At 59.5% G+C, this 24062-nt stretch carries 20 protein-coding genes and 2 pseudogenes; 11 read left to right on the forward strand and 11 right to left on the reverse strand.

All coding sequences use genetic code 11. From position 1 onward, the window contains the following. Positions 1-34: 34 nt before the first annotated feature. Complete coding sequence (locus tag GHO25_RS00230; protein ID WP_153389551.1) at positions 35-529, reverse strand: heme-binding protein; 495 nt, start codon at positions 527-529, stop codon at positions 35-37. 350 nt (positions 530-879) lie between these two features. Between GHO25_RS00230 and GHO25_RS00235 the strand changes: the two genes are divergently transcribed. Continuing rightward, complete coding sequence (locus GHO25_RS00235) at positions 880-1209, forward strand: hypothetical protein (RefSeq protein ID WP_048367111.1); 330 nt, start codon at positions 880-882, stop codon at positions 1207-1209. Here the strand turns inward: GHO25_RS00235 and GHO25_RS00240 are convergent. Further along, positions 1210-1599, reverse strand: a pseudogene (locus GHO25_RS00240) (cytochrome c family protein). A 168-nt stretch (positions 1600-1767) separates the two neighbouring features. On the opposite strand from GHO25_RS00240, the gene GHO25_RS00245 reads away from it, so the two are divergent. The 3 genes from GHO25_RS00245 to GHO25_RS00255 all read left to right on the forward strand — a co-directional run bounded on the left by GHO25_RS00245 (position 1768) and on the right by GHO25_RS00255 (position 5775). Next, a complete protein-coding gene (locus tag GHO25_RS00245; RefSeq protein WP_178109926.1) occupies positions 1768-2274 on the forward strand; it encodes a sigma-70 family RNA polymerase sigma factor in 507 nt (168 codons plus the stop codon). After that, positions 2271-3239, forward strand: a complete 969-nt coding sequence (locus tag GHO25_RS00250) for a FecR domain-containing protein (protein WP_153389552.1) — start codon at positions 2271-2273, stop codon at positions 3237-3239. Before GHO25_RS00245 ends, GHO25_RS00250 begins: the two co-directional genes overlap by 4 nt. A 103-nt stretch (positions 3240-3342) precedes the next feature. Next, the gene (locus tag GHO25_RS00255) at positions 3343-5775 is read left to right on the forward strand and encodes a TonB-dependent receptor (protein ID WP_178109927.1); all 2433 of its coding nucleotides are present in this window, start codon (positions 3343-3345) and stop codon (positions 5773-5775) included. A 79-nt stretch (positions 5776-5854) separates the two neighbouring features. On the opposite strand, the gene GHO25_RS00260 is transcribed toward GHO25_RS00255, so the two are convergent. Beyond that, the gene (locus GHO25_RS00260) at positions 5855-6400 is read right to left on the reverse strand and encodes a DUF924 family protein (RefSeq protein WP_178109928.1); all 546 of its coding nucleotides are present in this window, start codon (positions 6398-6400) and stop codon (positions 5855-5857) included. A gap of 42 nt (positions 6401-6442) precedes the next feature. Next, on the reverse strand, positions 6443-7060 hold the full coding sequence (locus GHO25_RS00265) for a LysE family translocator (protein ID WP_048367118.1): 618 nt from the start codon (positions 7058-7060) through the stop codon (positions 6443-6445). Between the two features lie 146 nt (positions 7061-7206). Here GHO25_RS00265 and GHO25_RS00270 point away from each other — a divergent pair, with 146 nt between their 5' ends. Further along, positions 7207-7659 carry an Lrp/AsnC family transcriptional regulator gene (locus GHO25_RS00270; protein ID WP_048367120.1) on the forward strand — a complete coding sequence of 151 codons (453 nt, stop codon included), beginning with the start codon at positions 7207-7209 and terminating at the stop codon, positions 7657-7659. On the opposite strand, the gene GHO25_RS00275 is transcribed toward GHO25_RS00270, so the two are convergent. Continuing rightward, positions 7648-8568 carry a LysR family transcriptional regulator gene (locus GHO25_RS00275; RefSeq protein ID WP_153389554.1) on the reverse strand — a complete coding sequence of 307 codons (921 nt, stop codon included), beginning with the start codon at positions 8566-8568 and terminating at the stop codon, positions 7648-7650. The two genes, GHO25_RS00270 and GHO25_RS00275, sit on opposite strands and share 12 nt — an antisense overlap. A 116-nt stretch (positions 8569-8684) precedes the next feature. Here GHO25_RS00275 and GHO25_RS00280 point away from each other — a divergent pair. After that, positions 8685-9572: pseudogene (locus tag GHO25_RS00280) on the forward strand (SDR family oxidoreductase). A gap of 161 nt (positions 9573-9733) precedes the next feature. Here GHO25_RS00280 and uxuA read toward each other — a convergent pair. The 6 genes from uxuA to GHO25_RS00310 all read right to left on the reverse strand — a co-directional run bounded on the left by uxuA (position 9734) and on the right by GHO25_RS00310 (position 17091). Then, positions 9734-10909, reverse strand: a complete 1176-nt coding sequence (gene uxuA, locus GHO25_RS00285; protein WP_048390171.1) for a mannonate dehydratase — start codon at positions 10907-10909, stop codon at positions 9734-9736. A 14-nt stretch (positions 10910-10923) separates the two neighbouring features. Next, entirely contained in the window at positions 10924-12384 is a 1461-nt protein-coding gene (locus tag GHO25_RS00290; RefSeq protein ID WP_153389555.1) for a mannitol dehydrogenase family protein, read from the reverse strand. A gap of 18 nt (positions 12385-12402) precedes the next feature. Beyond that, positions 12403-13695 (reverse strand): MFS transporter, encoded by a 1293-nt coding sequence (locus tag GHO25_RS00295; RefSeq protein WP_048390173.1) that lies wholly within the window; start codon positions 13693-13695, stop codon positions 12403-12405. A gap of 68 nt (positions 13696-13763) precedes the next feature. Beyond that, positions 13764-14795: a Zn-dependent oxidoreductase gene (locus GHO25_RS00300; protein ID WP_153389556.1), complete on the reverse strand. Its 1032-nt coding sequence runs from the start codon at positions 14793-14795 to the stop codon at positions 13764-13766. A gap of 78 nt (positions 14796-14873) precedes the next feature. Then, positions 14874-16085 carry a D-mannonate dehydratase ManD gene (gene manD / locus GHO25_RS00305; RefSeq protein WP_153389557.1) on the reverse strand — a complete coding sequence of 404 codons (1212 nt, stop codon included), beginning with the start codon at positions 16083-16085 and terminating at the stop codon, positions 14874-14876. Between the two features lie 4 nt (positions 16086-16089). Continuing rightward, positions 16090-17091: a sugar kinase gene (locus tag GHO25_RS00310; RefSeq protein WP_153389558.1), complete on the reverse strand. Its 1002-nt coding sequence runs from the start codon at positions 17089-17091 to the stop codon at positions 16090-16092. Between the two features lie 201 nt (positions 17092-17292). On the opposite strand from GHO25_RS00310, the gene kdgR reads away from it, so the two are divergent. From kdgR to GHO25_RS00335, 5 genes are all read left to right on the forward strand, one after another. Beyond that, positions 17293-18072, forward strand: coding sequence for a DNA-binding transcriptional regulator KdgR (gene kdgR, locus GHO25_RS00315; RefSeq protein ID WP_153389559.1), 780 nt, complete (start codon positions 17293-17295; stop codon positions 18070-18072). A gap of 334 nt (positions 18073-18406) precedes the next feature. Further along, the gene (locus GHO25_RS00320; protein WP_153389560.1) at positions 18407-20503 is read left to right on the forward strand and encodes an FAD-dependent oxidoreductase; all 2097 of its coding nucleotides are present in this window, start codon (positions 18407-18409) and stop codon (positions 20501-20503) included. A 210-nt stretch (positions 20504-20713) separates the two neighbouring features. After that, positions 20714-21697 carry an amino acid ABC transporter substrate-binding protein gene (locus tag GHO25_RS00325; RefSeq protein ID WP_228392755.1) on the forward strand — a complete coding sequence of 328 codons (984 nt, stop codon included), beginning with the start codon at positions 20714-20716 and terminating at the stop codon, positions 21695-21697. A gap of 70 nt (positions 21698-21767) precedes the next feature. Next, on the forward strand, positions 21768-22949 hold the full coding sequence (locus GHO25_RS00330) for an amino acid ABC transporter permease (protein WP_153389561.1): 1182 nt from the start codon (positions 21768-21770) through the stop codon (positions 22947-22949). Between the two features lie 10 nt (positions 22950-22959). Next, on the forward strand, positions 22960-24057 hold the full coding sequence (locus tag GHO25_RS00335; RefSeq protein ID WP_153389562.1) for an amino acid ABC transporter permease: 1098 nt from the start codon (positions 22960-22962) through the stop codon (positions 24055-24057). Positions 24058-24062 lie beyond the last annotated feature (5 nt).

A 24062-nucleotide genomic window follows, 5' to 3' on the forward strand; every position in this document is an offset into this window, starting at 1 on the left:
AGACACCGCAATGCAGTGTCTGCCTTAACAGGCGTTACAGGCTGAAGTCTTTTAAGGCTTCAAACGCAATATTGTCATCCAACTGACCTCCAGGCGCCCCGCCTACACCAATAGCCCCCACGATGGCGTCGTTATGTTTAATCAATACACCGCCGCGCAGAAAAATAATATTGTCCTGGCCATTACTTAGCGTCGAAAGTACAAACTTATTCATATAAGCTGGATCACCTTTATGAATAGTGGCGATAAGATCACTTGTGTTCTCTTTAGCAGCGAAAGCGGTAAAAGCTTTTTTAAAGGAGGTCTTTGGGGTGTGCGGTAACGCTTGGTCAGCACGCACGGTGGCCAAAATAACGCCGTTGGCATCGACTACCGTTACCGCCACGTTATAGCCCTGTTTCAAACCAATACTCACTGCACTTTGCGCCAGAGAGGTTGCCTGAGTCGAAGTGATTGCCTTGTCAGCGGCAAAAGCCTGCCCAGACAACGTCAGAAACAAAAGAGTTGTAACTCCGATTTTCTTAAACATAGGTTTATATCTCTCTTGGGTAGTGTTGCGTTTAGAAAACAGGTCGGCAGAGAGAATTGCTATATTTACGAACTGTTAGCAAACCGGAAGTATTTCAGAACTTATCGTTACTTATTGACTTTGCGAAACCAACGCTTCCAGCGATGGCAACCTGACTAATAAGTTGCGTATCAATCAACTACTTATAAAAAACGCCCCATCAACGGCGATATAACATTTAGCCACAACTTCCCGACACTTCACGTTTAGTAAAACCCTGCCTCTACTGGCCCCATTGGAAAAACAGGCCGGGTTCTCTTATGATCGTCGCCGCCCTGGAACACTCAAACGCTGATCAAGGACCCCGCCCCATGGAACGCCCGCTGGAGACCGTCGCCCTTTTCTCGCTCAAGCTCGCCTACGAAGCTGAGGGCCAGAGCCCGATTCTGCGCGACGACATGGTCATGGGTGACTATCAGCGCGACGTCTTTGCCTTTCTGGTGCGCAAGGGCGACCTAGAAGCAATCAAGGCCAAAATCGATGAATGCATCGACCTGGCCATGGACGCCATAGGTGGTGCGGACTCGCCCATGGGTCGCGAATTGCAGAAGCTGGCGCTTGGGGTCCAACAGGCGCACAGCCTGGAGCAACTGAACGCGCCGCTGCTGACCCTCAAGGATTATTTGCAAGACATCCTGTGATTACTGGTCTTTGAAGGTTTCGATATAGGCCAGCAGGTTGGCGATCTTCTCCGGATCGCTGATGCCCCAGAAAATCATGCGCGTGCCCTTCACCACTTTTTTCGGGGCTTAGATGTACGCCGCGAGTGTCTCGGGGGTCCAGACCACGCCTGAATTTTTCATCGCTTCCGAAAACTGGTAACCCGGCAAACTCCCGGCCTGGCGCCCGATCACACCATTTAAATGCGGCCCAAAACCGCTGCGGGCGTTTTCCCCGATGCTGTGGCACCCGCCGCAGGTCTTGGTGAATAACTTGCCACCCGCCTCTGCATCGCCCGCCGCCGCAGCCCCCAGGCTGAACAGTCCGGCATTCAGGGTCACAAGCAAGGTCAGCAAGGCTCGGTACGTCATAGGTGACTCCACATCAGGTCGAGGTGTTCAGGCAGGCGCAACTATAGCCCAGGCCTAAAACCCGTCACGAGACCCAGATCATGTGTTTCGCTCGGCGGTGATTGCAGTTGCCATCATATCGCCGCTAGACTTGAGAACGATTCGCACTCACCTTCTGGAAATCGACCGGTGCAACCTCTCTCGACTCGCAAGCTGGGCTTTTTTTTCAGCGATCACCACCGTTGGTTGCTGCAGCATATTCGTCGGCGCGTGCGTAACCCTGCGGATGCCGAGGACACGGCAGCCGACACGTTTTGCCAAATGCTCGCCGCACGGGTCGACCCGGACAGCATCGAGCAGCCGCGGGCTTATTTATCGACGATTGCGCGACGTTTGATTTTCGATCGGCACCGGCGCGGCAAATTGGAAAGTGCCTATCTGGAACGCCTGGCCTTGCTCCCGGAAACCGTGGTGCCCTCCCCCGAGGAACAGTTGCAGTTGATTGAGGCGCTGGTGGCCATCGACCGGGCCATCGATGGTTTGCCCCTGGTGGTCAAAGCCACCTTTTTGTACAGCCAGCTGGACGGCCTGAGTTATGTGGCGATTGCGCGAAAACTCGGCCTGTCGGAACGCACCGTCAGCCGCTACATGAAACAGGCATTGCGCCAGTGTTATCTGTGCGAGGCAGCGCTATGAGCGAGTTACGCCTGGACCCGGTCAGCGAACAGAGCATTGACTGGATGGTGAAGCTGCGCGCTGACACGCCAGACGCCGCCTTGCTGGAGCGTTTCAACGCATGGCTGGCCGCAGACCCGGCGCATGAGCATGCGTGGGACACCCTGCAAAAGCGCCTCGGTGGCTCGTTCAATACCGTTCGCGCGCTGGACCGGCGACTGCCCGGCCAGGCGGGTGAAGCACGGTTAGTGCTGCTGCAACCGAGCACCACACGGCGGGACGCTTTGCGCACGCTGACCGGTTTGGGCCTGCTCGGCGGTGGGTTATGGCTGGGCGCCAGCAGCCCGTTGGGTGAGTCGTTGCTGGCCGATTTGTCGACCGGGGTGGGTGAGCGCGATGACTTTAACCTGGCCGATGGCAGCCGCCTTAGCCTCAATGCCAACAGCGCGGTTGACCTGCACTTCAACAGCCAGCAACGGCTGGTGATTTTACGCCGTGGCGAGTTGGTGATTCAGGTAGCGCCCGATGCGCGTCGTCCGCTTCGCGTGCGCACCGCCGAGGGCGAGGTACAAGCCTTGGGCACGCGCTTTCTGGTCTCGCAAGAATCAGCGGCCAGCCGCATCGTGGTCCTTGAGCATGCGGTTGAAACCCGGTTGTTCAACGGCACCACCCTGGCCCTGCAAGAAGGCCAGTCTGCCCTGCTCTACCCCCGGCAGATCGTGCCGCAAGCGGGCGATCAGCATTACCGCGCCGAATGGTTGAACGGTCGGCTGAACGTACTGGATGACTCCCTGGCGCAGGTGGTCGATGCGCTGCGCCCATACACCCGCGGGCTGGTGCGTGTCGCCCCTGAAGTGCGCGGCCTGCGTGTACAAGGTGTTTACCCGCTGAATGACCCCGACCGGGCCTACACCGCGTTGGCCGAAACCCTGCCTATTCGCGTGGACCGCTACAGCCCGTGGCTGACGCTGATCCGGCCGGCCTGAGCCACGGCGCAAAAATATTTTTGATAATTGCTCGCATCCGTGTCCGGTTTTTAATTCTCAGCCCACCTATCTCCTGAGACTTCCACACGATCAGGAGAATGCTGTGCTCAACCCGTGGCCCCACACCCGTTACGCCGCTGTAGCCCTTGCCGCCCTGGCCAACCCTGCCTGGGTGCAAGCCCAAGAGGTCAATTTCAATGTGCCTGCCGGTCCGCTGGCCACGACGTTGAACGCCATCGCCAGCCAAAGCGGGCACATCGTTTCGCTGGAGCCGGGGCTGGTACAGGGCAAACAGGCACCTGCGGTGATCGGCCAGATGTCGCCAGAGCACGCCATGGAAGTAGCCCTGCGCGGCAGCGGCCTGCAATTGCGCATCACCGCGCAAGGCAGCTTCAGCGTCGAACCGGCACCACACGATGCGCAGGCATTGCAACTGGGCGTCACCAGCATTACCGAGCGCAGCCTGGATGCCACCACTGAAGGTTCAGGCTCCTACAGCGCGCGTGCCGTGACCATCGGCAAGGGCGCGCACAGCCTCAAGGAAACCCCGCAGTCCATCACCGTCATGACCCGCAAAATGCTCGATGACCAGAACCTCAACACTATCGAGCAGGTGATGGAAAAAACCCCGGGCATCACCGTGTACGACTCGCCCATGGGCGGCAAGTACTTCTACTCCCGTGGCTTTCGCATGACCGGCCAATACCAGTACGACGGCGTGCCGTTGGACATTGGCAGCAGCTACGTGCAGGCCGACAGCTTCAACAGCGACATGGCGATCTACGACCGGGTAGAAGTGCTGCGCGGCGCCGCCGGGATGATGAAAGGCGCGGGCGGCACCTCGGGCGGGGTGAACTTTGTGCGCAAGCGCGGCGAATACACCCCGCACACCCAACTGTCGCTGTCAGCCGGAACATGGGACAACTACCGCGGGCAGATCGACACGGGCGGCCCGCTGAACGACACCGGCAGCGTGCGCGGCCGGGCGGTGATCACCGAGCAAACGCGCCAGTACTTTTACGACGTCGGGCAGCGCAAAGACCAAATCTACTACGGTGCGCTGGATGTCGACCTGAGCCCCGACACCACGCTGGGCATCGGCCTGGCTTATGAAGACGTCGACGCCACCCCCTGCTGGGGCGGCTTGCCGCGCTATGCCGATGGCAGTGACCTGAAGCTCAAGCGCTCCACGTGCCTGAATCCGGCGTGGAACCATCAGCGCAGCAAACGCACCACCTGGTTTGGCGATTTAAAGCATCAACTCAATGACGATTGGGCCGTGAAGGTTGCCGGGGTCTACTCCAAAAACACCCAGGACATGGAATACGCCTTCCCCAGCGGCTCGGTACCGGTGGGCGCGACCCAATCGAGCACGCTGGTCATTGGCAGCACCTATGACTATGACCAGGTCGACTACGGTTTTGACGCCTACCTTAACGGCACCTTCGATGCCTTTGGCCAGCAGCACGAACTCACGGTCGGGGCCAATGCCAGTCGCTCCCGAAAGGATGACTTCTTCGCTGTGGCGGTGCTCCCGGATCGGCAAGACGCGTTCAACCCCAACCACCACCTGCCGCAGCCCGACGACAGCTACTACTTGGCCAATGCCTCCCGTGGCGGCCCGATGGACATGCGTATCAAGCAGTACGGCGCCTACTCCATCGCCCGCCTGAAACTGGCCGAACCGCTGACATTCGTAGTGGGCAGCCGGGTGAGCTGGTACTCCTCCAACAGCGACTCCGTGTCGTACTGGCGCGGTGAAGGCACCCCGGTGCATACCCAAGCCAAAGAAACCGGGCAAGTCACCCCGTTTGCCGCTGTGTTGTTCGACCTCAATGACAACCTGACCGCCTACGCCAGCTACACCGACATATTCACCCCGCAAGGCAACTACAGAACCTTGAGCGGCGCCACGCTCAAGCCACTGGTTGGCCAGAGTTACGAAGTGGGCATCAAGGGCGAATGGTTTGACGGACGTCTGAACAGCGCCTTCAACCTGTTCCGTACGATTCAAAAAGATGCCGCCCAAGATGATCCGCTGTGCCCCGACAGCAGTTGCTCGCAGAACTCCGGCAAAGTGCGCGCCCAAGGTTTTGAAGCCGAAGTGAGCGGCGAAGTCATTGATCGTCTGCAACTGCTGGCCGGCTATACCTACACCCAGACCAAAGTGCTGGAGGACGCCGACGCCGCGCAAAATGGCGTGCCCTATAACTCTTACGTGCCGCGCCACTTGCTGCGAGTGTGGGCCGACTACGGCCTGAGCGGCGCGCTGGACCGCGTCAGTGTGGGTGCCGGGGTCAATGCCCAGAGCAGCAACTACCGCGTCTCGCCCATCAGCGGCAATGACATGACCCAGTCAGGCTACGCCGTGTGGAACGGCCGCGTGAGCTATCGCATCGACGACACCTGGTCGGTGGCACTGAACGGCAACAACCTGTTCGACAAGCGCTACTACGTGACCGTCGGCACCGAAGGCTTCGGCAATTTCTATGGCGAACCGCGCAATTTTGTTATGTCGCTCAAAGCTGATTTCTGATCTCTGATCTCTGTAGGAGCGAGCTTGCCTCGCGATCTTTTGATCTTTCAAAAAGATCGCGAGACACGTGCACATCGCGTCAGCCAGCAAAACCGCCCGCGGCGAGGAACGCGCGTTCCTCTTCGGTCGAGACACGCCCCAAGACGTCGTTACGATGAGGAAAACGCCCGAACCGCTCAATGATATCGGCGTGTTCCTTGGCCCAACGGATGTCTTGGGGGTTGAGTTTTTCATGCAGTTCCAACGACAGGCGCTGGTCATCGGCGTCTTCGGAATGCTCAAACGGCAAGTAACAAAACCCGCGCAACGCCGTTTCGATCTGTTGATCCAGCTGCGCCTCAATCACCTTGCGGGCGTAAAAACGCGCCAGCGGGTCGGTGGCGAACATGTGCGCGGTGCCACGGAAGGCATTGCGCGGGTATTGGTCCAGCAACAGCAGCAACGCCAGCGCGCCTTCTGGCTGTGTGGCCCAATGCTCCAGCTCGCGCCTGGCGGCCTGAAAGTGCGCGGTGTAGAAGGTCTCACGAAAGCGCTTGTCGAAGGCCTCGTCCTTGGCAAACCAATGCGTGGGGCCAGCCTGCTTCCAGAATTCAACCACCGCGTGCGGTGTGGTGTCAGTCGTCACGTTGCGTCCCTCCCTAAGGTTGTTGAAGGAGCTTAGACGCTTTTAATGCAGCACTTGCTCAGCCAGCAACACCACGGCAATCACGATCATGATCGCGCCCGACACGCGGCTGACGTTTTGCGCCGCGCTGGGGCGGGTCTGCAATACGGCCTTGGCGCCGAAACCGACCATCAGGTACACCACGCCACAGCTGAACGCGTGCAGTGCGCCCAAGGCGACAATTTGCGCGGGTATCGGCCACACGGACAGCGGGTCGGTGAACTGCGGCAACAACGCTAAAAACAGCAGAAACACCTTGGGGTTCAAGCCGCTGACACACAGCCCCTTCCAGGCCCAGCGCAACCCGGAATCGGCCACTTGCACGCTGCCTGACTCGGGCGTCGAGGGGTGACGAATCATGCTGATGCCCAACCAGAGCAAATACCCGGAACCGGCAATGGTCATGGCCCGCAAGATCATCGGGTGACTCGCCACCAACCCGCCAACCCCGGCCGCAACCACCACCGTCGCCAGCAAATGCCCCGAGAGCAAACCGGCCACCGCAGGGGTTACCAGACGCCCGCGCATACCCGCAGAAATCGCGTAAGCCCAGTCTGCGCCGGGGGTAATGATGAACAGAAAAGACACCGCCCAAAAAGCGGCCAATACGCTGAGAGTCACAGGGTTCTACCTTCTACAGTGAGCCGGAGGGGTGTACACCACGCGGTTTTGAAGCGTGAGCAGCCCGTAGAAGAATAGGGAAATGCTGATAGGATTATCTTTCGTTTATCCCCCTAGAGCGCTATCAACCTAGAAGGTTCTTCCACGTGGATCGAATTGACCGCAAGATTCTCGCTGAGCTACACGCCGATGGCCGCTTGTCCCTCACTGAGCTCGCAGAACGCGTGGGCCTCAGCCTTTCGCCGTGCCATCGACGGGTGCGGGCGTTGGAGGAATCGGGGGTGATCCTGGGCTATCGCGCTCTGCTGGCGCCCAAGGAGCTGGGCTTGAGCTTTTCTGCGATCGTGTTCGTGACCTTGCGCGAAGTCACCCGCCAGGCCATTGCCGACTTTGAGGCGGCGTTGCCACAGATCCCGCAGATCATCGAAGCGCAGCGCCTGTTTGGCGACCCGGACTACTTGCTGCAAGTCATCACCAAAGACTTGCCGGCCTTTCAGCGCCTTTACGACGAGCACCTCACCTCACTGCCTAACGTGCAGCGGCTGGTGTCGACGCTGGTGATGAAGAACGTTATCAATGACCGGGTGCTACCGCTGTAAGCCGGGCATCAAGCCCTGCGCCAGCGCATCCAGCAGCACCTTGACCTTGGGTAGCGCGTCACGGTTTTTGGGCCACACCAAATGAATCGCCAGCCCCTCGCTCGCCAGGTGCGGAAGCACTTCGACCAGGCTGCCTTCGGCCAGTTGTTGCTTGATCAGCCAGGTGGGCAGTTGCGCGATCCCGCAACCGGCCATGACCGTGATGACCTGCGCCTCGCCATCACCGACGATGTACTGCGCTGACATCACCCGGCGCTCCATGGCGGCACCCTGCTTGTCCACAAAGCGCCAAGGGCTGACGGTGCCGTCTGCGCGTCCGTATGCCACGCACACGTGGTGCTCCAGATCGCGCTCTGTCACGGGCTCGCCGTGTTGTTTGAGGTAAGCAGGCGAAGCGCAGAACACATGCCGCTCGCTGCCCAGATAACGGTGCCCCCACGCCGCCGGCCAGATGTCCGGGCCGCCTACGCGCACGACCACGTCGACGTCTTCTTCCACCGGGTCAATAAACCGGTCAGAAAACGACAGGTGTGGCTGCAACTGCGGGTACTGCTGCACACACGCCAACACCACCGGCAACGCCTGCAAGCGCCCAAAAGCGGCGGGCAGGTCGATGCGAATACGCCCGCGCGGCTGCGCTGAGTCGGCGTGCAGCGTCAGTTCGGCTTCTTCCAGATCCGCCAGCACGGCCGTGCACGTGCGATAAAACGCCGTGCCCGCATCGGTCAGGGCCAGGCGCCGGGTGGTGCGATTGAACAGCCGCACCTGCAAGCGGCTTTCCAGCCGTGCGATGCCTTTGCTGACCGCAGACGCGGTGAGGTTCATGCGCTCGGCTGCCGCCTTGAAACTGCCCGAGTCGCTGACGCAGACAAACACATCGATACCCTTCAAGCGCTCGGAAGAAAACATGACGGCCTCTTATTGATGAAATCAGTTCACTTAATTCGGTAAAAGGTATCGTAAATACGCCCCTATTTCCCCAGTAAGCTCAGCGCCACGACTTTACTCAACCCACAGGCGCTTTTATGACCTCGCAAAAACCCACCGTTTTAATCACCGGCGCCACGGGCCAGATCGGCGGTGACACGCTGCGCCTGTTGCAGGACGACGACAGCATCACCTTGGTCGCGGCAGTGCGCTCAACCGCCAAGGCCAAACCGTTCGAGGCGCAAGGCATCCGCAGCGTGATCATGGATTTTGATAAAGAACAAACCCTGGCGCCCGCCTTACAGGGCATCGACCGGGTCTTGCTGGTGACCGGCTACACCGTCGACATGCTGCGCCAGAGCAAAGTGTTTGTGGACCAGGCGAAAAAAGCCGGGGTGCAGCACATCGTGCATTTGGGCGCCTGTGGCCGTGACGACGCCAGCATCGGGCATTAGGCCTGGCACCAGTTGGTGGAGCGGTACATTGAATGGTCGGGTTTTTCGTTCACCCACTTGCGCCCTGAGTGCTTTATGCAAAACCTGCTGAGCTATGACGGGACTCAAGCGGTGAAATCCGGGGTGATTGAGCAATACACCGGCGATACGCCGTTCAGTTGGGTCGATGGCGAAGACGTTGCCCGCGTGGCCGCACAAGCGCTGTTGCACCCGGACAGACACGCTGGCCAAACCTATCGCTTGGGTTACGACGTGCAATCGTACGGTGACGTGGCCACCATCATGACGCGGGTATTGGGCCAGCCGTTTCGCTACGACGCCCAGCCACCCGAAGTGTTCCTGGAAAACATGCGTGCAGCCGGTGCCGAGATGGCGTACATGAGTTGCGTGTATGACAACTTTAAACGCATGGCCGCCAACAGCATCCCGGGTGCCCAGGACACGTTCGACAACTTCACGGCCATTACCGGCCGCCAGCCTGTGCGCTGGGAAGCGTTTGTGCAAAAGCACCGCAGTGCTTTTGCGTATTGATCCTGTACGGCACAAAAACTGCTCAAGGGTGGGAGCGGGCTTGCTCGCGATGGGCTTCAGAACGCCCCGTCTGTTCGGCAAATACGCGTCATCGTTAACGACCATCGCGAGCAAGCCCGCTCCCACAGAGTGAACTGTATGTGTGTAGGAGCAGGGTTATGTCAGCTCAGTTGTTGACGCATTGCCAGTTCAACACCGCGTATTTCCGCCAGCCCTTTGAGGCGGCCGATCAAGGAGTAACCGGGGTTGCTCTTGCGGTGCTGGTCGTCCAGTAGCTGGTGGCCGTGGTCCGGGCGCAGTGGCAGGCGCGGGCCGCCGTCGCGCTCACGGCGCAGTTCTTCTTCAACCAGCGCGCCAATCACGCCAACCATGTCGACGTCGCCGCCCAGGTGGTGGGCTTCATGGAAGCTTCGCGGGTCAGCCTCGCGGCGGGTCGAGCGCAGGTGGGTGAAGTAAATGAACGGCGCAAATTGCTTGGCCATCGCCACCAGGTCGTTGTCTTCGCGCACACCATAAGAGCCGGTGCAAAAGGTCAACCCATTGGCCGGGCTTGGCGCCGCGTCGAGCAACCATTGCGCGTCCTGGGCCGTCGAGAGAATGCGCGGCAAGCCGAGCAGCGCCCGCGGCGGATCGTCCGGGTGGATCGCCATGCGCACGCCCACTTCTTCAGCCACCGGGATCACTTCACGCAAGAAGTGCCCCAAGTGCTCGCGCAGTTTGGCTTCATCGATGTCGTCATAGGTGCGCAGCAACGCTCGAAAGCTGTCCAGCGTGTAGTGTTCTTCTGCACCCGGCAGCCCGGCGATCAAGGTGTTGACCAAGGCTTCGCTGCGCGCCGGTGTCAGAGCCTCGAAGTAGTCTTTGGCCTGTTGAATATCGTCGGCGCTGTACTCGGCCTGCGCGCCCGGACGCTGAAGAATGAACAGGTCGAAAGCGGCAAAGGCGGTTTGATCAAAACGCAGCGCCCAACCGCCGTCTTCCAGCTCCCAGGCCAGGTCGGTGCGGGTCCAGTCCAGCACCGGCATAAAGTTGTAGCAGACGATATCGATGCCACAGATCGCCAGGTTGCGCACGCTTTGCTGGTAGTTGGCGATGTATTCGTCACGGCGCCCGCAACCGCGTTTGATGTCTTCGTGCACCGGAATGCTCTCGACCACCGACCAGGTCAAACCGGCGTCTTCGATCATTTTTTTGCGCGCTGCAATGGCTTCTACCGGCCACACTTGGCCGTTAGGAATTTCATGCAGGGCGGTGACAATACCGGTCGCACCGGTCTGTCGCACATCGGCCAGTGAGATAGGGTCTTTGGGGCCGAACCAACGCCACGTCTGTTCCATGTGTGTCTCCCTTGTTATTCGTTGTGTGCTGCAAAGGTTTTTAAATGGTTGGGCATACCGCTGTGTTGCAGGGCGCTGTAAGCCCGCTGTACGGCCTCGCGAAAAGCGCCCCGCGAAGACAGCTCGATCGGGAAGACTTGCTCCAGATCGAGAAAAGCATCGACCCGCGCCGCGCCGTCAAAACGCCCGGCCAGATCGGCGAACGTGGCGCTCAACGGGTCGTCGATAATGTGCATCACGCCGCCCGCCACAGGCTGCGTGCAGTAGTGAATCCAGGCCGCGACGCCGAGGGCGATGCAGTCGATGGGCTGCCCTGCATCGAGCAACTGCCGGGCGCCTTGCAACCAGCGCTGCGGCAGTTTTTGCGAACCGTCCATGGCGATCTGCCGCAGGCGATGTTGCAGGCTGTCGTTGGCAAAGCGTGCGCACAAATCGCGGGCATAACCCGACACATCAATGCCGATGGGCATGTCCAGAGTCGGCGCCGCTTCTTCATTCATGTAACGGCGGATAAAGCGCAGCAGATCCGGGTCACTGATGGCCTCGAACACCGACTCATGCCCCGCCAGCAGCCCGATGTAAGCCATCAACGAATGGCTGCCGTTAAGCATGCGCAGCTTCATGGTTTCGAAAGGCCGGACATCGGCCACCATCTGTACGCCCTCGACCTCCCAGTCTGGGCGCCCCTGGGGGAAGTGGTCCTCGATCACCCACTGACTAAAGCGCTCACACACCACGGCCGCCGGGTCATGGCAATCCAGTTCTTGCGCCAACCGGGTGAAGGCCTGGGCGTCCATGGCGGGCACGATGCGATCGACCATGCAGCCCGGAAACGCCACCTGCTGATCAATCCACTGCGCCAGCTCACGGTTGTGTGCAGCCGCCAGACCGCTCACGGCCTGGCGGGTGCGCTGGCCGTTGTCGGGCATGTTGTCGCAACACAATACGGTGAATGCCGGGACGCCTGCTTCGTACCGTCGGCGCAGGGCTTCGAGCACAATCCCCGGCGCAGTGCGCGGCGTTTGCGGATGTTCAAGGTCGTGAATGATCGCAGGATTTTGCACCTGCAACTGGCCGCTGGCCGGGCTCAGGTAATAGCCTTTTTCGGTCACGGTGAGCGTGACGATCCGGGTGTTCGGGTCGGCCATGCGCTGCAACAGTTGCTCCAGTTCCTGCCCGCCATCCCCGACAAACAGCGCCTCACGTACCACCGTGATGTCGCGCAAGGTCACCTGTTCGCGGTCTTGATACTCCGCCACCGCATAGCGGTTGTGCTGCTCGCGCAATTGCTCAACCAGCGCCCGGTTGGAGCGCAGGTTGGCACTGCACACGCCCCAGTCGCTGTGACCGTGGCGATTGAGATGACGCTGCACATACACCGCCTGATGAGCGCGGTGAAACGCTCCCAGGCCCAAATGCACAATCCCGACTTCGGCCTCGGCCGCGACCGAGGGCACACGCTGAACAACAGGCATCGCGACTCTCCTCGGGGTTCAGGGCTGCGACAGCGCCGGGCGCGGCACAACCGTGTCCGTTGGCGGCGCGGCAGCGTCAGTGACGGGCAGCGGGCGGACATAACGCGCCACACACACCGCACCGATGATGGTCAGCAGCCCCGCCAGCAAGAAGGCACTGGTGAACGAGCCGGTGAACTGCACCAGAAAGCCGGTCAGGGTCGGGCCGATGATGCCCGAGGTGTTGGCCAGAAAATGCATGAAGCCACTGACCCCGCCTACCCGTGCGGCGGGCACGGTGTCCTGGATGATCGCCCAGTAAATGGCGCCGGTGAGGTACAGGAAGAACACCGCCAAAGCCACCAGCGCGACCGCCGGGTACAGGGTTTTGACGATACCGGCGAAACCGATGCACACCGCACAGGCCAGCAGGCACGTGACCAGCACCACTTTGCGCGAGAACATCATGCGCCCGGTCTTTTTGAACACGAAGTCGGAGATAAACCCGCCCAGCGCCAGCCCGAGGAAGCCCAGCACCCAGGGAATGACCGTGGCGATGCTCATCTCTTTGACGTTGAGGCCGTGGGCCATCGTCAGGTAGCTGGGGAACCAGGTCAGGAAGAAAAACAGCGTGTAGTTGTACGAGAAGAACGCCAGCGAGGTGAACAGCACCGTCGGTTGCTTGAGGTAGTAGCGCAGCGGATGCACCGGCAGCGCCGCCATGTCGCTCTGGCCTTCACCTTCGGCAATCTCTTGCGCAACCTTGCCGGTAGGTTTGTCCTTGACGAACTTGTACCAGACCGCAGCCCACACCAGGCCGATCAACATAATGATGATGAACGAGACCTTCCAGCCGTAGCTGATGGCAATGAAGCCCACCACCGGCCCGGAAATCGCGCCCCCCAACGGGGTGCCCGACATGGAGGAACCCAGCGCCCGCGCCCGTTGCTTGGGCGTGTACCAGTTGTTGACCATTTTGCTGGTGGTCACGCTCAGCGGGCCTTCGCCCATGCCGAACAGAATGCGGATAAACACCAGCGACATGAAGCCGACCGTGAGCACGGTCAAACCACTGAAAAGCGACCACAGCACCATCGCCAGCAGCAGCGTGGTTTTGGCGCCATAGCGGTCGGCCGCCCAGCCGCCGATAAAGTTGAAGGCGGCATAGCCGACAAAAAAACTACTGAAAATCATGCCCATTTCACCCGTGGTCAGACCGTAGTCTTTTTGGATGAATGGGGCAGCCACGGACAATGCCGAGCGATCCAGGTAGTTAATGACGCCTGCCAGGAACAGCATGATGATGATTAACGTACGACCTTGACCAAACATTGGAACCTCCCGCTTTTTATGTTTATTCGGTGAGGGTGCCCAGCAGCGGGCACATGGAGCTAAGGTGTTCAGGAATGAGCGGTGTTGAGCTGCACCAGCACTTTGCGAGTCTGCTCGGGGTGGTTTTCGATCAGGGCGATCGCCTCGGGCATGTCATCAAAGCCGACGCGGTGGCTGATCATTTCCTGAACCTGCAACTTGCCGCTGGCGATCAGTTCGATCACCCGTGGGAACTTGCGGTTGTTGAGGCGCGAACCCACCAGGGTGAGTTCCTTTTTGATCATTTCCAGTTGCACCAGGTCGGTGGGCGTGGCGTTGAAACCCAGCAGGCCAATCCGCCCCGCCGGCGAAGCCAGGCGCACCATTTGCGGCATCAATGCCGGGATGCAGGCGGCATCGACAATCAGCGGCACGCCCTGGCCCTCGGTCAGTTCACGCATGGTCGCTTCAACGTCGACGTCCTTGCCATTAAGGGTTCGGGTAGCACCCAGCGAGCGCGCGGTTTCAAGGCGCTCATCAATGACGTCGGTCACGGTAATGTCGGTCAGCCCCAATGCACGGGCCATTTGCACCAAGGTCAGGCCGATCACTCCGGCGCCGTAAATCAGCAGGCTGTCTCCGGGGTGCGGCTGCATGCGGTCCAGCACGTTGAGGGCGATGGAGTAAGGTTCGACCAGGGCGGCGTGGCTCAGGGACATCGAGTCCGGCAGGCGATGAACATTGCTCGCCGGCACGCTGACTTGCTCGCTGAAACCGCCGTCGCGGTGCACGCCGATCACTTGCAACTGGGTGCACACGTTGGGCCGATTGATGCGGCACGGGTAGCAGGTGCCGCAACTGATCACCGGGTCGATGCACACGCGGTCGCCGACCTTGATGCTCTCTACGCCTTCGCCCACTTCGCGCACCACGCCCGAAAACTCATGGCCGGTGACGCGGGGAAAGCGCACAAAGGCGTTCTGCCCGTGAATGATATGCAGATCCGAACCGCAGATACCGGCGTAGACCACATCGACCTTCACTTCATTACGGGCGACCTGCGGGACTTCAACCTGAGCCAGGCCAAACTCAAAAGGTGCTCTCACTTGAAACGCTTTCATCGGATAACTCCTGCCAAGGCATGACGCCCAATTTTTTATAGTTATTAAACAGTCGCGCAAAAAGCTTTAAACGGAGTGTTACCAGTGCCAGAGCGTGCCGTCTTCGAGGCGGTTAACCGGCAGGCTGGCGCGTTTGTAGGGGTATTGGGCGGCCAGTGTTTCGTCGATATCCACGCCATGGCCCGGGGTTTCGCCGGGGGTGAAATGGCCGTCTTCAAAGCGGTAGGCGTGGGGGAACACAGCCTCGGTCAACGGGTCGTGGGGCATGTGTTCCTGGATGCCAAAGTTGGGCACCCACGTGTCGAAATGCAGCGCTGCGCCCATGGTCACCGGCGACAGATCGGTGGCGCCGTGGAACCCGGTGCGCACTTGGTACAGCGCGGCAAAATCAGCGATCCGCCGCACATGGCTGATGCCGCCTGCATGCACCAGCGTGGCGCGGATGTAATCAATCAACTGCTCTTGAATCAGCTCGCGGCAGTCGTGAATCGAGTTGAACACCTCGCCCACTGCCAACGGCGTGGTGGTGTGCTGACGGATCAGGCGAAAAGCCTCCTGGTTCTCGGCCGGGGTGCAGTCCTCAAGCCAGAACAGGTTGAACGGCTCTACGGCCTTGCCCAGACGCCCGGCTTCAATGGGCGTCAGCCGGTGATGGACGTCATGCAGAATGTGCAGGTCATCGCCAAAACGCTCGCGCACGGCGGCGAACAGTTTGGGCACATGATTGAGGTATTTGGCGGTGTCCCACACATGCTCGGCGGGCAGGTCGCTGTCGGCCGGTTCATAGCGTTCGCCGCTGCGCTTGGCCACGCCATACGTGGTGGCAATGCCCGGAATCCCGCACTGCACGCGCACGGCTTTGTAGCCCAGCTCAACATGGCGGGCGACCTCGGTCAGGCACCCCTCGATGTCCTTGCCCGTAGCATGCCCATACACCATGACCCGCTCGCGGCTCTTGCCACCCAGCAACTGGTACAACGGCATGTTGGCGGCCTTGGCCTTGATGTCCCACAACGCCACGTCGACGGCGGCAATCGCAGTCATGGTCACCGGGCCACGGCGCCAGTAGGCCCCGCGATACAGGTACTGCCAGATGTCTTCGATACGCTGTGCATCGCGGCCGATCAAGGCGGGTAAAACGTGCTCTTCAAGGTATGCCACCACGGCCATTTCGCGGCCGTTCAAGGTCGCGTCGCCGATGCCATACAGGCCGGAGTCGGTGACAATTTTCAGGGTGATCAGGTTGCGCCCAGGGCAAGTGACGATCACCCGCGCTTCAACAATTTTCATACGCTCAAGCCTCAGCCACAGAAGACAATGCGGGCATGCTCAGTGTCGGCATGGCCGCGCGCGGGATCAGCGCCCCGGGGTGTTGCACCACTTGCGCGGCCAGCCGATGGCCCCAGCGCGCCGCCAGTGCGGGCTCGCCACCTTGCAAACGGCAAGCAAGGTACGCCGCGCTAAACGAGTCGCCCGCCGCGGTGGTGTCAACGATGTGCTGTACGTGTTCGGCGGGCACTTCAACGTGCCCCGCCGCGCACTGAATCAAACACGAGGCCGCGCCACGTTTAAGCGCGACTTCGCCCACGCCGAAGGCTTGATAGGCGCGAAACAGTTCTGTGTGATCGGCATAACCGAACAGCGCGGCGTCGTCTTCCCAGGTGATCAGGGCCAGGTCCGTCAGGCGCAACATGTCGCTGTACGCCTGGCGTGCAGCGTGTACGTCGGGCCATAAATGGGGGCGGTAATTGTTGTCGAAGACGATGCGCGTACCGGCCGCTCGGGCCAGGCTCAGGGCTTGCATCAAGCGTTCGCGGCCACCGGGCGTGAGGATCGCCAGGCTGATGCCGCTGACATACACATAGTCATAATCGGCCAACGCACTGAGCAGGGCATCGGCTTGCGGCCCGTCGAACACCCGGCGGGCGGCGGCTTCGCCACGCCAGTAGGCAAAACGGCGTTCGCCCTGGTCGTCGGTCTGAATAAAGTACAACCCCGGCAGCGCATCGGGGATCACCCGAACGTGCTGGTCACCCACGCCTTCATCGCGCCACATCTGGCGCATGGCAACGCTGAAAGCATCTGCACCGACAGCCGTTATGTAGTCGACACCCATCGCGCTGCCCTGGCTGACACGGGCCAGGTAGACCGCTGCATTCAGCGTGTCGCCGCCAAATGTCTGGCTGAACGTCGCCCCCGGCTCACCGCGCATCTCAATCATGCACTCGCCAATCAACGCCACCTTGAGGGGGCGGGATCGTTCGGCCTGTGGGCAATGCCCGAGCATTACTGTCATCACTGCGCGCCTTGTGTTTTGCGTCAACGCAGACCCGTAAGAGAGGGTCTTGTGCAGCGCTATTATTGTTTTCGAAACGGCGTTTCATTTTTTAGCTTGTGGCCGATTCTAATCTTAATTCCAGCACCGTCAAGCAAAATGGAACAGCGTTTCGATTCGCCAGGGTATATCCTTGTTTTTTTTAATTGTGTTGGAGCCTCCATGGACAACAGCACCACCCAAAACAATGAACTGGTGTCGGCCGTAGGGCGGACCATGGCTGTGCTTGAAACCCTGGCCGAACACCCTGAAGAAAGCGGCGTGTCAGAAATCGCGCAAAAGCTGGACATGTCAAAAAGCACGGTTTACCGCTTTTTGCAGTCGCTCAAAGCCCGTGGCTATGTGGTCCAGGATGCCGAAGACCGCTACCGCCTCAGCGTTCGCCTGTTCGAACTGGGCGCCCAGGCCCTGCCCCACCTGGACATCGTGCGCGAAGCCGAACCGGGCATGCGGCGCATCAATGAGCTGACCGGCGAGACCGTGCACTTGGGCATCCTCGACGAGGGCAGCATCGTTTACGTGCACAAGATCGACTCCAAGTACAACCTGCGCATGTACTCACGCATCGGCCGCCGCGCCCCGTTGTACTGCACCGGGATTGGCAAAGTGCTGATGGCTTGGCTGGAAGAAGACGAGTTGCTCGCGCACCTGCGCGAAGAAAGTTTTGAGCGTCGAACCGACAATACCCTCACCAGCATTGATGAGTACCTGCACGAACTGGCGTTGGTGCGTGAGCAAGGCTATGGCGAAGACCATGAGGAATTCGAAGACAACATGCGCTGCCTGGCGGCGCCGATCAGGGACCGCTTTGGCCATGTGATCGGCGGCATGAGCGTGTCCTTTCCGTGCTTTCGCTTTCGCGAAGAACTGAAACAGGACTACGTCAAACAACTGATGGAAGCCTCGCAACAAATCTCCAGCCAATTGGGCTGGCGTCCATAGAGATCATGTGGGTGTCGCAGTCGACACCCACATCAAGTAATCCTGAAATTTAGGAAGCGTCCTACAGACCTTGATGCTAGTTACTGCTAGTTTTGCCGAGGTAATTAGATGACGCATTTTTAAATCACAGGGGACTTAATCATGATCACGTTCAAGATATTGTTATCGGCCCAACTTTCCTTGAACGCTAGTTATAGTCCACTCGACGTCCGTTGACGTTAATCCCTGTATTCAACACCCCTCATATAAACCCCATGCTTACTGTTGCAACGCCAACTTTATTAAGTGCCTCTGCGTGAGGCATTAACAGGTCAGAAGTGTTGGAGATAACGCCATGAGGCTCTCTTGCGTTCCGCCAGTTGCTGCATCACTGATTGCCACTACCGAAAACATATTACATATCGCACCAGTGTCCAGTGGCTGGAAAGCCGATGCGCCCAGTAATGTCATTTTTCTGCCCCCGACATTAACCAAACAAACACTGCTGATACAGATCGCACTGCTGCGCCCGTCAACCCTCGTTGTCGGGGATCAAAGCATTGATGCCGAGGTCATTGACCTGTGGCGAACGTGCCACCCATTCGGCGATCTTGTGCTGATTCGCAGAGGCTCGAGCCTGGATAAAGTGCGACTGGACCTGTGTGCGCCCAACCATGTCCGGGTGATCAATACGCCGGGGGTCAACGCGCCGCATGTAGCGGCCTATATCGCCCACTGGCTGACACTGGCCGATGGCGGCACAGCACAGGCTGTTTGCGTGCTCGGCTACGGCAATGTCGGCAAAGCCCTGGTTAACCTGTTGCTTGAGCAAAACCCGGACATCCGGATCACGGTGTTAGTGCGCCCAGGCCAAACGCCAACACCGGTCAACCGGGTCTCATTTGTCGCTGACTGGCTTGAAGCACTGCAAGGGGCGAACGCTGTTGCGATCTGTTTGTCGCTGAATGACGACTCCACCCAGCGCATTGACCGTGCCCTCATTGAGAGCCTGAACCCCCAGGCCCGTGTGGTCTGTGTCGCCAAACCGCAGGTGTTCAGCGATGCGGCGTTGCAGGCTCTGGCAAAGGCTCAAGGCATCCAGTTGATCGTCGACTACGGGCCCGCAACACTGGATGCCTTTCGTCTGCGCACCCTGGCGCTCGGTTGTAGCACCTCAACGTGGTGCAAGCCGGCGACGCTGACGACGCAGGCGGCAACCACCGAAGCCTGCCATCGCGACCTTGACTATGCCGTCTGCGTGCAACTGAGCCTCACCGCCTTGCGCGGCCTGGTCAGGCGCCAATGTGCCCGCTCATTGATGATCCCGACCAAACCGGTTGAAGCCGGTGCGCCCTGCGTGTCGATCATCGGTAGAGGGATCAACGGCCTGCTCCAGGCGGTGATGTGCCGCTTGGCGAATTATCAGGTCACGGTTTACGGCGGGGATCAGGAGAGCGATGGCGCCAGTCACAAGAACGTCAATATGCGCCATCTGTCTGCAACGGAGACGGCGGCAAAGCCGCTGCATAACGACTACTTGCTGCCCGCCAATCAACACTTGGCCATTGCGTGCAATCGCGCAGGCATCGAGCTGTTTGAAAAGCTCCTGGCCGACAACCCGTCACTGCGCCCTTTCGCCAAGGCAGGGATTGTGCGGGCCTATCGAGAAGGAGACGAAGGCGCAGACGCAGCAATTGGCGAGCAATGCGCGATTGAACGTTCACCTTGGCCGAGTGGCAGGCCGGGTGGCGAGTTGCTGGAGATCAGCCAGCAGCAATTTGAGGCCAGGTATGCAATGCCCGGGATCAGCCGCGCCATTGAGGTATCGGGATACGAGCTGGCGTTTGTCGAGGTGATGGCCGAGCTGGTGACGCTTTTGCAGCGCGCCGGGGTTCAGTTCCGGCCCCAGCGTCTGAGCCGGGGGCAAATGACCGAACTGAGCAGAGAGCACTTCGTCGTCACCGCCATGGGCGTTGAGCAACCAGACGTATTACCGATCACCGGCTGGTTTTTCAAATTGATCGCTGTCGGCAACGAAGGCGCCGACCTGCGCGGGGTCAAGTTGCACTACGCGTTGCCAATCGGCGTCATGAATTGCCGCCTGGACGCAGGCCACATTCTTGTCTCCGGCGGCCAGGTGCCACCCGATGCAAGCCCGGCGGACAAACAACACATACTCGCCGCCTGCCTGGCCGCTGTTGCCCGGCATTTCCCAAACGCCTATGCCAAGGCGATCGAAAGTGACAACTTACAGATCATTGAATGCGCCCGGCCCGGTACTCAAGATGGCCTGTCGATTGTGCATTGGTGTGCATTTAATCGTGTTGCCGCCGGGGCAACTTATGCCGGAGGAACAACACAAGGTTTAGTGTGGGCCTCCTTGGTTCAAGAACTTATTCAAGCAAGGGCATCGACGCTCTCTGGCCTACCTGTGAATAAAAAACACTATTAAAGGCTGTTTATAAAAAACGCTCTTGGTTAGCCCATTTAAAGCTTCATCGACTTAGTGCCGACCATTTAATGAGACTGGCACTTACTTCGCTCAACACTTATTTGAACGCGAAGACACTCAAGCATCCGATAACAACAATGAAACATCACTTGAGGCATTGGAATGAATAGATTGAAACTTGCTGGGCTCACACTCGCCGCCACGTCCCTGATGGGTCTTGCCAGTGGCGCCTCGGCGGGCGCCACGCTGGACGCCATCCAGAAGAAAGGGTTTATCCAATGCGGCGTCTCCGATGGTTTACCGGGCTTCTCGGTACCGGATGCCCACGGCAAGATCCTGGGGATCGACGCTGACGTCTGCCGCGCGGTGGCTGCCGCCGTGTTTGGTGACGCCAGCAAGGTCAAATTCAGCCAGTTGAATGCCAAGGAGCGCTTCACTGCCCTGCAATCGGGCGAAATCGACATCTTGTCGCGCAACACCACCATGACCAGCTCCCGCGATGCAGGGATGGGCATGAAATTCCCGGGGTTTATCGCCTATTACGACGGCGTTGGTTTTTTGGTCAACAAAAAGCTCGGTGTAAAAAGTGCCAAGGAGCTGGACGGAGCAACCCTGTGCATCCTCGCCGGGACCACTACCGAGCTGAACGTATCCGACTACTTTCGCGCTAATAAGCTGAAGTACAGCCCGATCACCTTCGACACCTCCGATGAAAGCGCCAAGTCGCTGGAGTCCGGCCGCTGTGACGTGCTGAGTTCCGACAAGTCCCAACTCTACGCACAGCGCAGCAAACTGGCCCACCCTGAGGATTATGTCGTCCTGCCAGAAACCATTTCCAAAGAGCCGCTGGGCCCAATTGTGCGCAACGGTGACGACGACTGGCTGGCCATCGTGCGCTGGGTGGGTTACGCCATGCTCAACGCTGAAGAAGCGGGCATTACGTCGAAGAACGTGGAAGCTCAAGCCAAGACCAGCAAGAACCCCGACGTAGCCCGCCTGCTGGGTGCCGACGGCGAATACGGCAAAGACCTGAAGTTGCGCAAGGACTGGGTGGTGCAGATCGTCAAACAAGTCGGCAACTACGGCGAAGTCTTTGAGAGAAACCTGGGCAAAGGCAGCCCTCTGCAAATTGACCGCGGGCTGAACGCACTGTGGAACAACGGCGGCATTCAATACGCACCGCCTGTGCGCTGATCGTTGAATGCGTTGTCGCCCGGCGGTTGATCGCCGGGCGATGTTCTGTTGGTTTTTTCCGGGGCATTACATGCAAAACCTAATCGACGCACCCAAGCAGAAGCTGCGCTTCAGCGATCCCAAAGTGCGTGAGTGGCTGTTTCAGATCATTACGATTGTGGCGGTCGTTTCACTGGGCTGGTATCTGTTCAATAACACCCAGACCAACCTGCAACACCGAGGGATCACCTCGGGTTTCGAGTTTCTTGAGCGCAGTGCCGGTTTCGGTATCGCGCAGCATTTAATCGATTACAAAGAATCGGACAGCTACGCCAGAGTCTTTGTCATCGGCTTGCTCAACACCTTGCTGGTGACGGTGATTGGCGTGGTTCTGGCCACCCTCCTCGGCTTCATCATCGGCGTGGCGCGTTTGTCCCCCAACTGGATGATCAACAAGCTGGCGACTGTTTACGTGGAAGTGTTCCGTAACATTCCGCCGCTGCTGCAAATCCTGTTCTGGTACTTCGCGGTGTTCCTGAGCATGCCGGGACCGCGCAATAGCCATCACTTCAATGACACCTTCTTTGTCAGCAGCCGGGGTCTGAACATGCCCGCGGCGCTGGCCGCTGACGGCTTTTGGCCCTTTGCATGCAGCGTGCTGCTTGCCCTCATTGCTGTCGGCTTGATGGTGCGCCGGGCCAACCAACACTTTGAAGCCACCGGCCAACCGTTTCATAAGTTCTGGGCCGGGCTGGGCTTGCTGCTGGTAATTCCCGGGGCATGCGCGCTGATTTTTGGCGCGCCGCTGCAGTGGGAAATGCCCGAGCTCAAGGGTTTTAACTTTGTCGGTGGCTGGGTGCTGATACCAGAACTGCTGGCGCTTACCCTGGCCCTGACGGTGTACACCGCAGCGTTTATCGCCGAGATCGTGCGCTCAGGCATCACCTCCGTCAGCCATGGCCAGACCGAAGCCGCACGCTCCCTGGGCCTGCGCCCGGGGCCGACGCTGCGCAAGGTCATCATCCCGCAAGCCCTGCGGGTGATCATTCCGCCGCTGACCAGCCAATACCTCAACCTGGCAAAAAACTCGTCATTGGCGGCCGGGATCGGCTACCCGGAAATGGTCTCGTTATTTGCCGGAACGGTGCTCAACCAGACCGGTCAGGCCATTGAAGTCATTGCGATCACCATGAGCGTGTACCTGGCAATCAGCATCAGCATTTCTTTGCTGATGAACGTTTACAACAAGCGCATTGCGCTGATCGAACGCTAAGGAGACGGCCATGACGACTCATCATTTCAAGCCCGACCTGCCGCCCCCGAACAAAGTGTTCGGCCCCATCGCATGGATGCGCACCCACTTGTTCAGCGGTGCTTTCAACACCCTGCTGACGTTGCTGGCGTTCTACCTGCTGTACCTGACAGTGCCGCCGCTGGTGCAGTGGGCCATCCTTGACGCGAACTGGACAGGCAGCACCCGCGCCGACTGCACCGGGTCAGGCGCGTGCTGGGTGTTCATTCAGCAGCGCTTCGGGCAGTTCATGTATGGCTACTACCCCGCTGACCTGCGCTGGCGCGTTGACCTGACCGTGTGGCTGGCCGTCATCGGCGCGGCGCCGTTGTTTATCTCTCGCTTCACGCACAAGGCCATTTACGGGCTGGGCTTTCTGGTGGTTTACCCGGTTTTGGCCTTCACCCTGCTGCATGGCGGCTATTGGGGCCTGACCAGCGTGACGACCAGCCAATGGGGCGGCCTGATGCTGACACTGGTGATCGCCACCGTAGGCATTGCAGGCGCGTTGCCCTTAGGCATCGTGCTCGCGTTGGGGCGCCGTTCGAACATGCCGGCGATTCGCGTGGTGTGCGTGACCTTCATCGAGTTCTGGCGCGGCGTGCCATTGATCACGGTGCTGTTTATGTCGTCAGTGATGCTGCCGCTGTTCCTGCCCGAAGGCATGAACTTCGACAAGCTGCTAAGGGCGTTGATCGGCGTGATTCTGTTCCAGTCAGCCTACGTGGCTGAAGTGGTGCGCGGCGGTCTGCAAGCCATCCCCAAAGGCCAGTACGAAGCAGCCGCAGCGATGGGCCTGGGTTACTGGCGCAGCATGGGCCTGGTGATTTTGCCGCAAGCCTTGAAGCTGGTGATTCCGGGCATCGTGAACACCTTTATTGCGCTGTTCAAGGACACCAGCCTGGTCATCATCATCGGTCTGTTTGACCTGCTCAACAGCGTCAAACAAGCCGCCGCCGACCCTAAATGGTTGGGCATGGCCACTGAAGGCTATGTGTTTGCCGCCCTGGTGTTCTGGATGTTCTGTTTTGGCATGTCGCGCTACTCCATGTATTTGGAACGCAAGCTCGACACCGGTCATAAGCGTTAGGAGTT

Source organism: Pseudomonas sp. FSL R10-1350 (genome assembly GCF_009600525.1).
In the GTDB taxonomy this organism is placed as follows: domain Bacteria; phylum Pseudomonadota; class Gammaproteobacteria; order Pseudomonadales; family Pseudomonadaceae; genus Aquipseudomonas; species Aquipseudomonas helleri.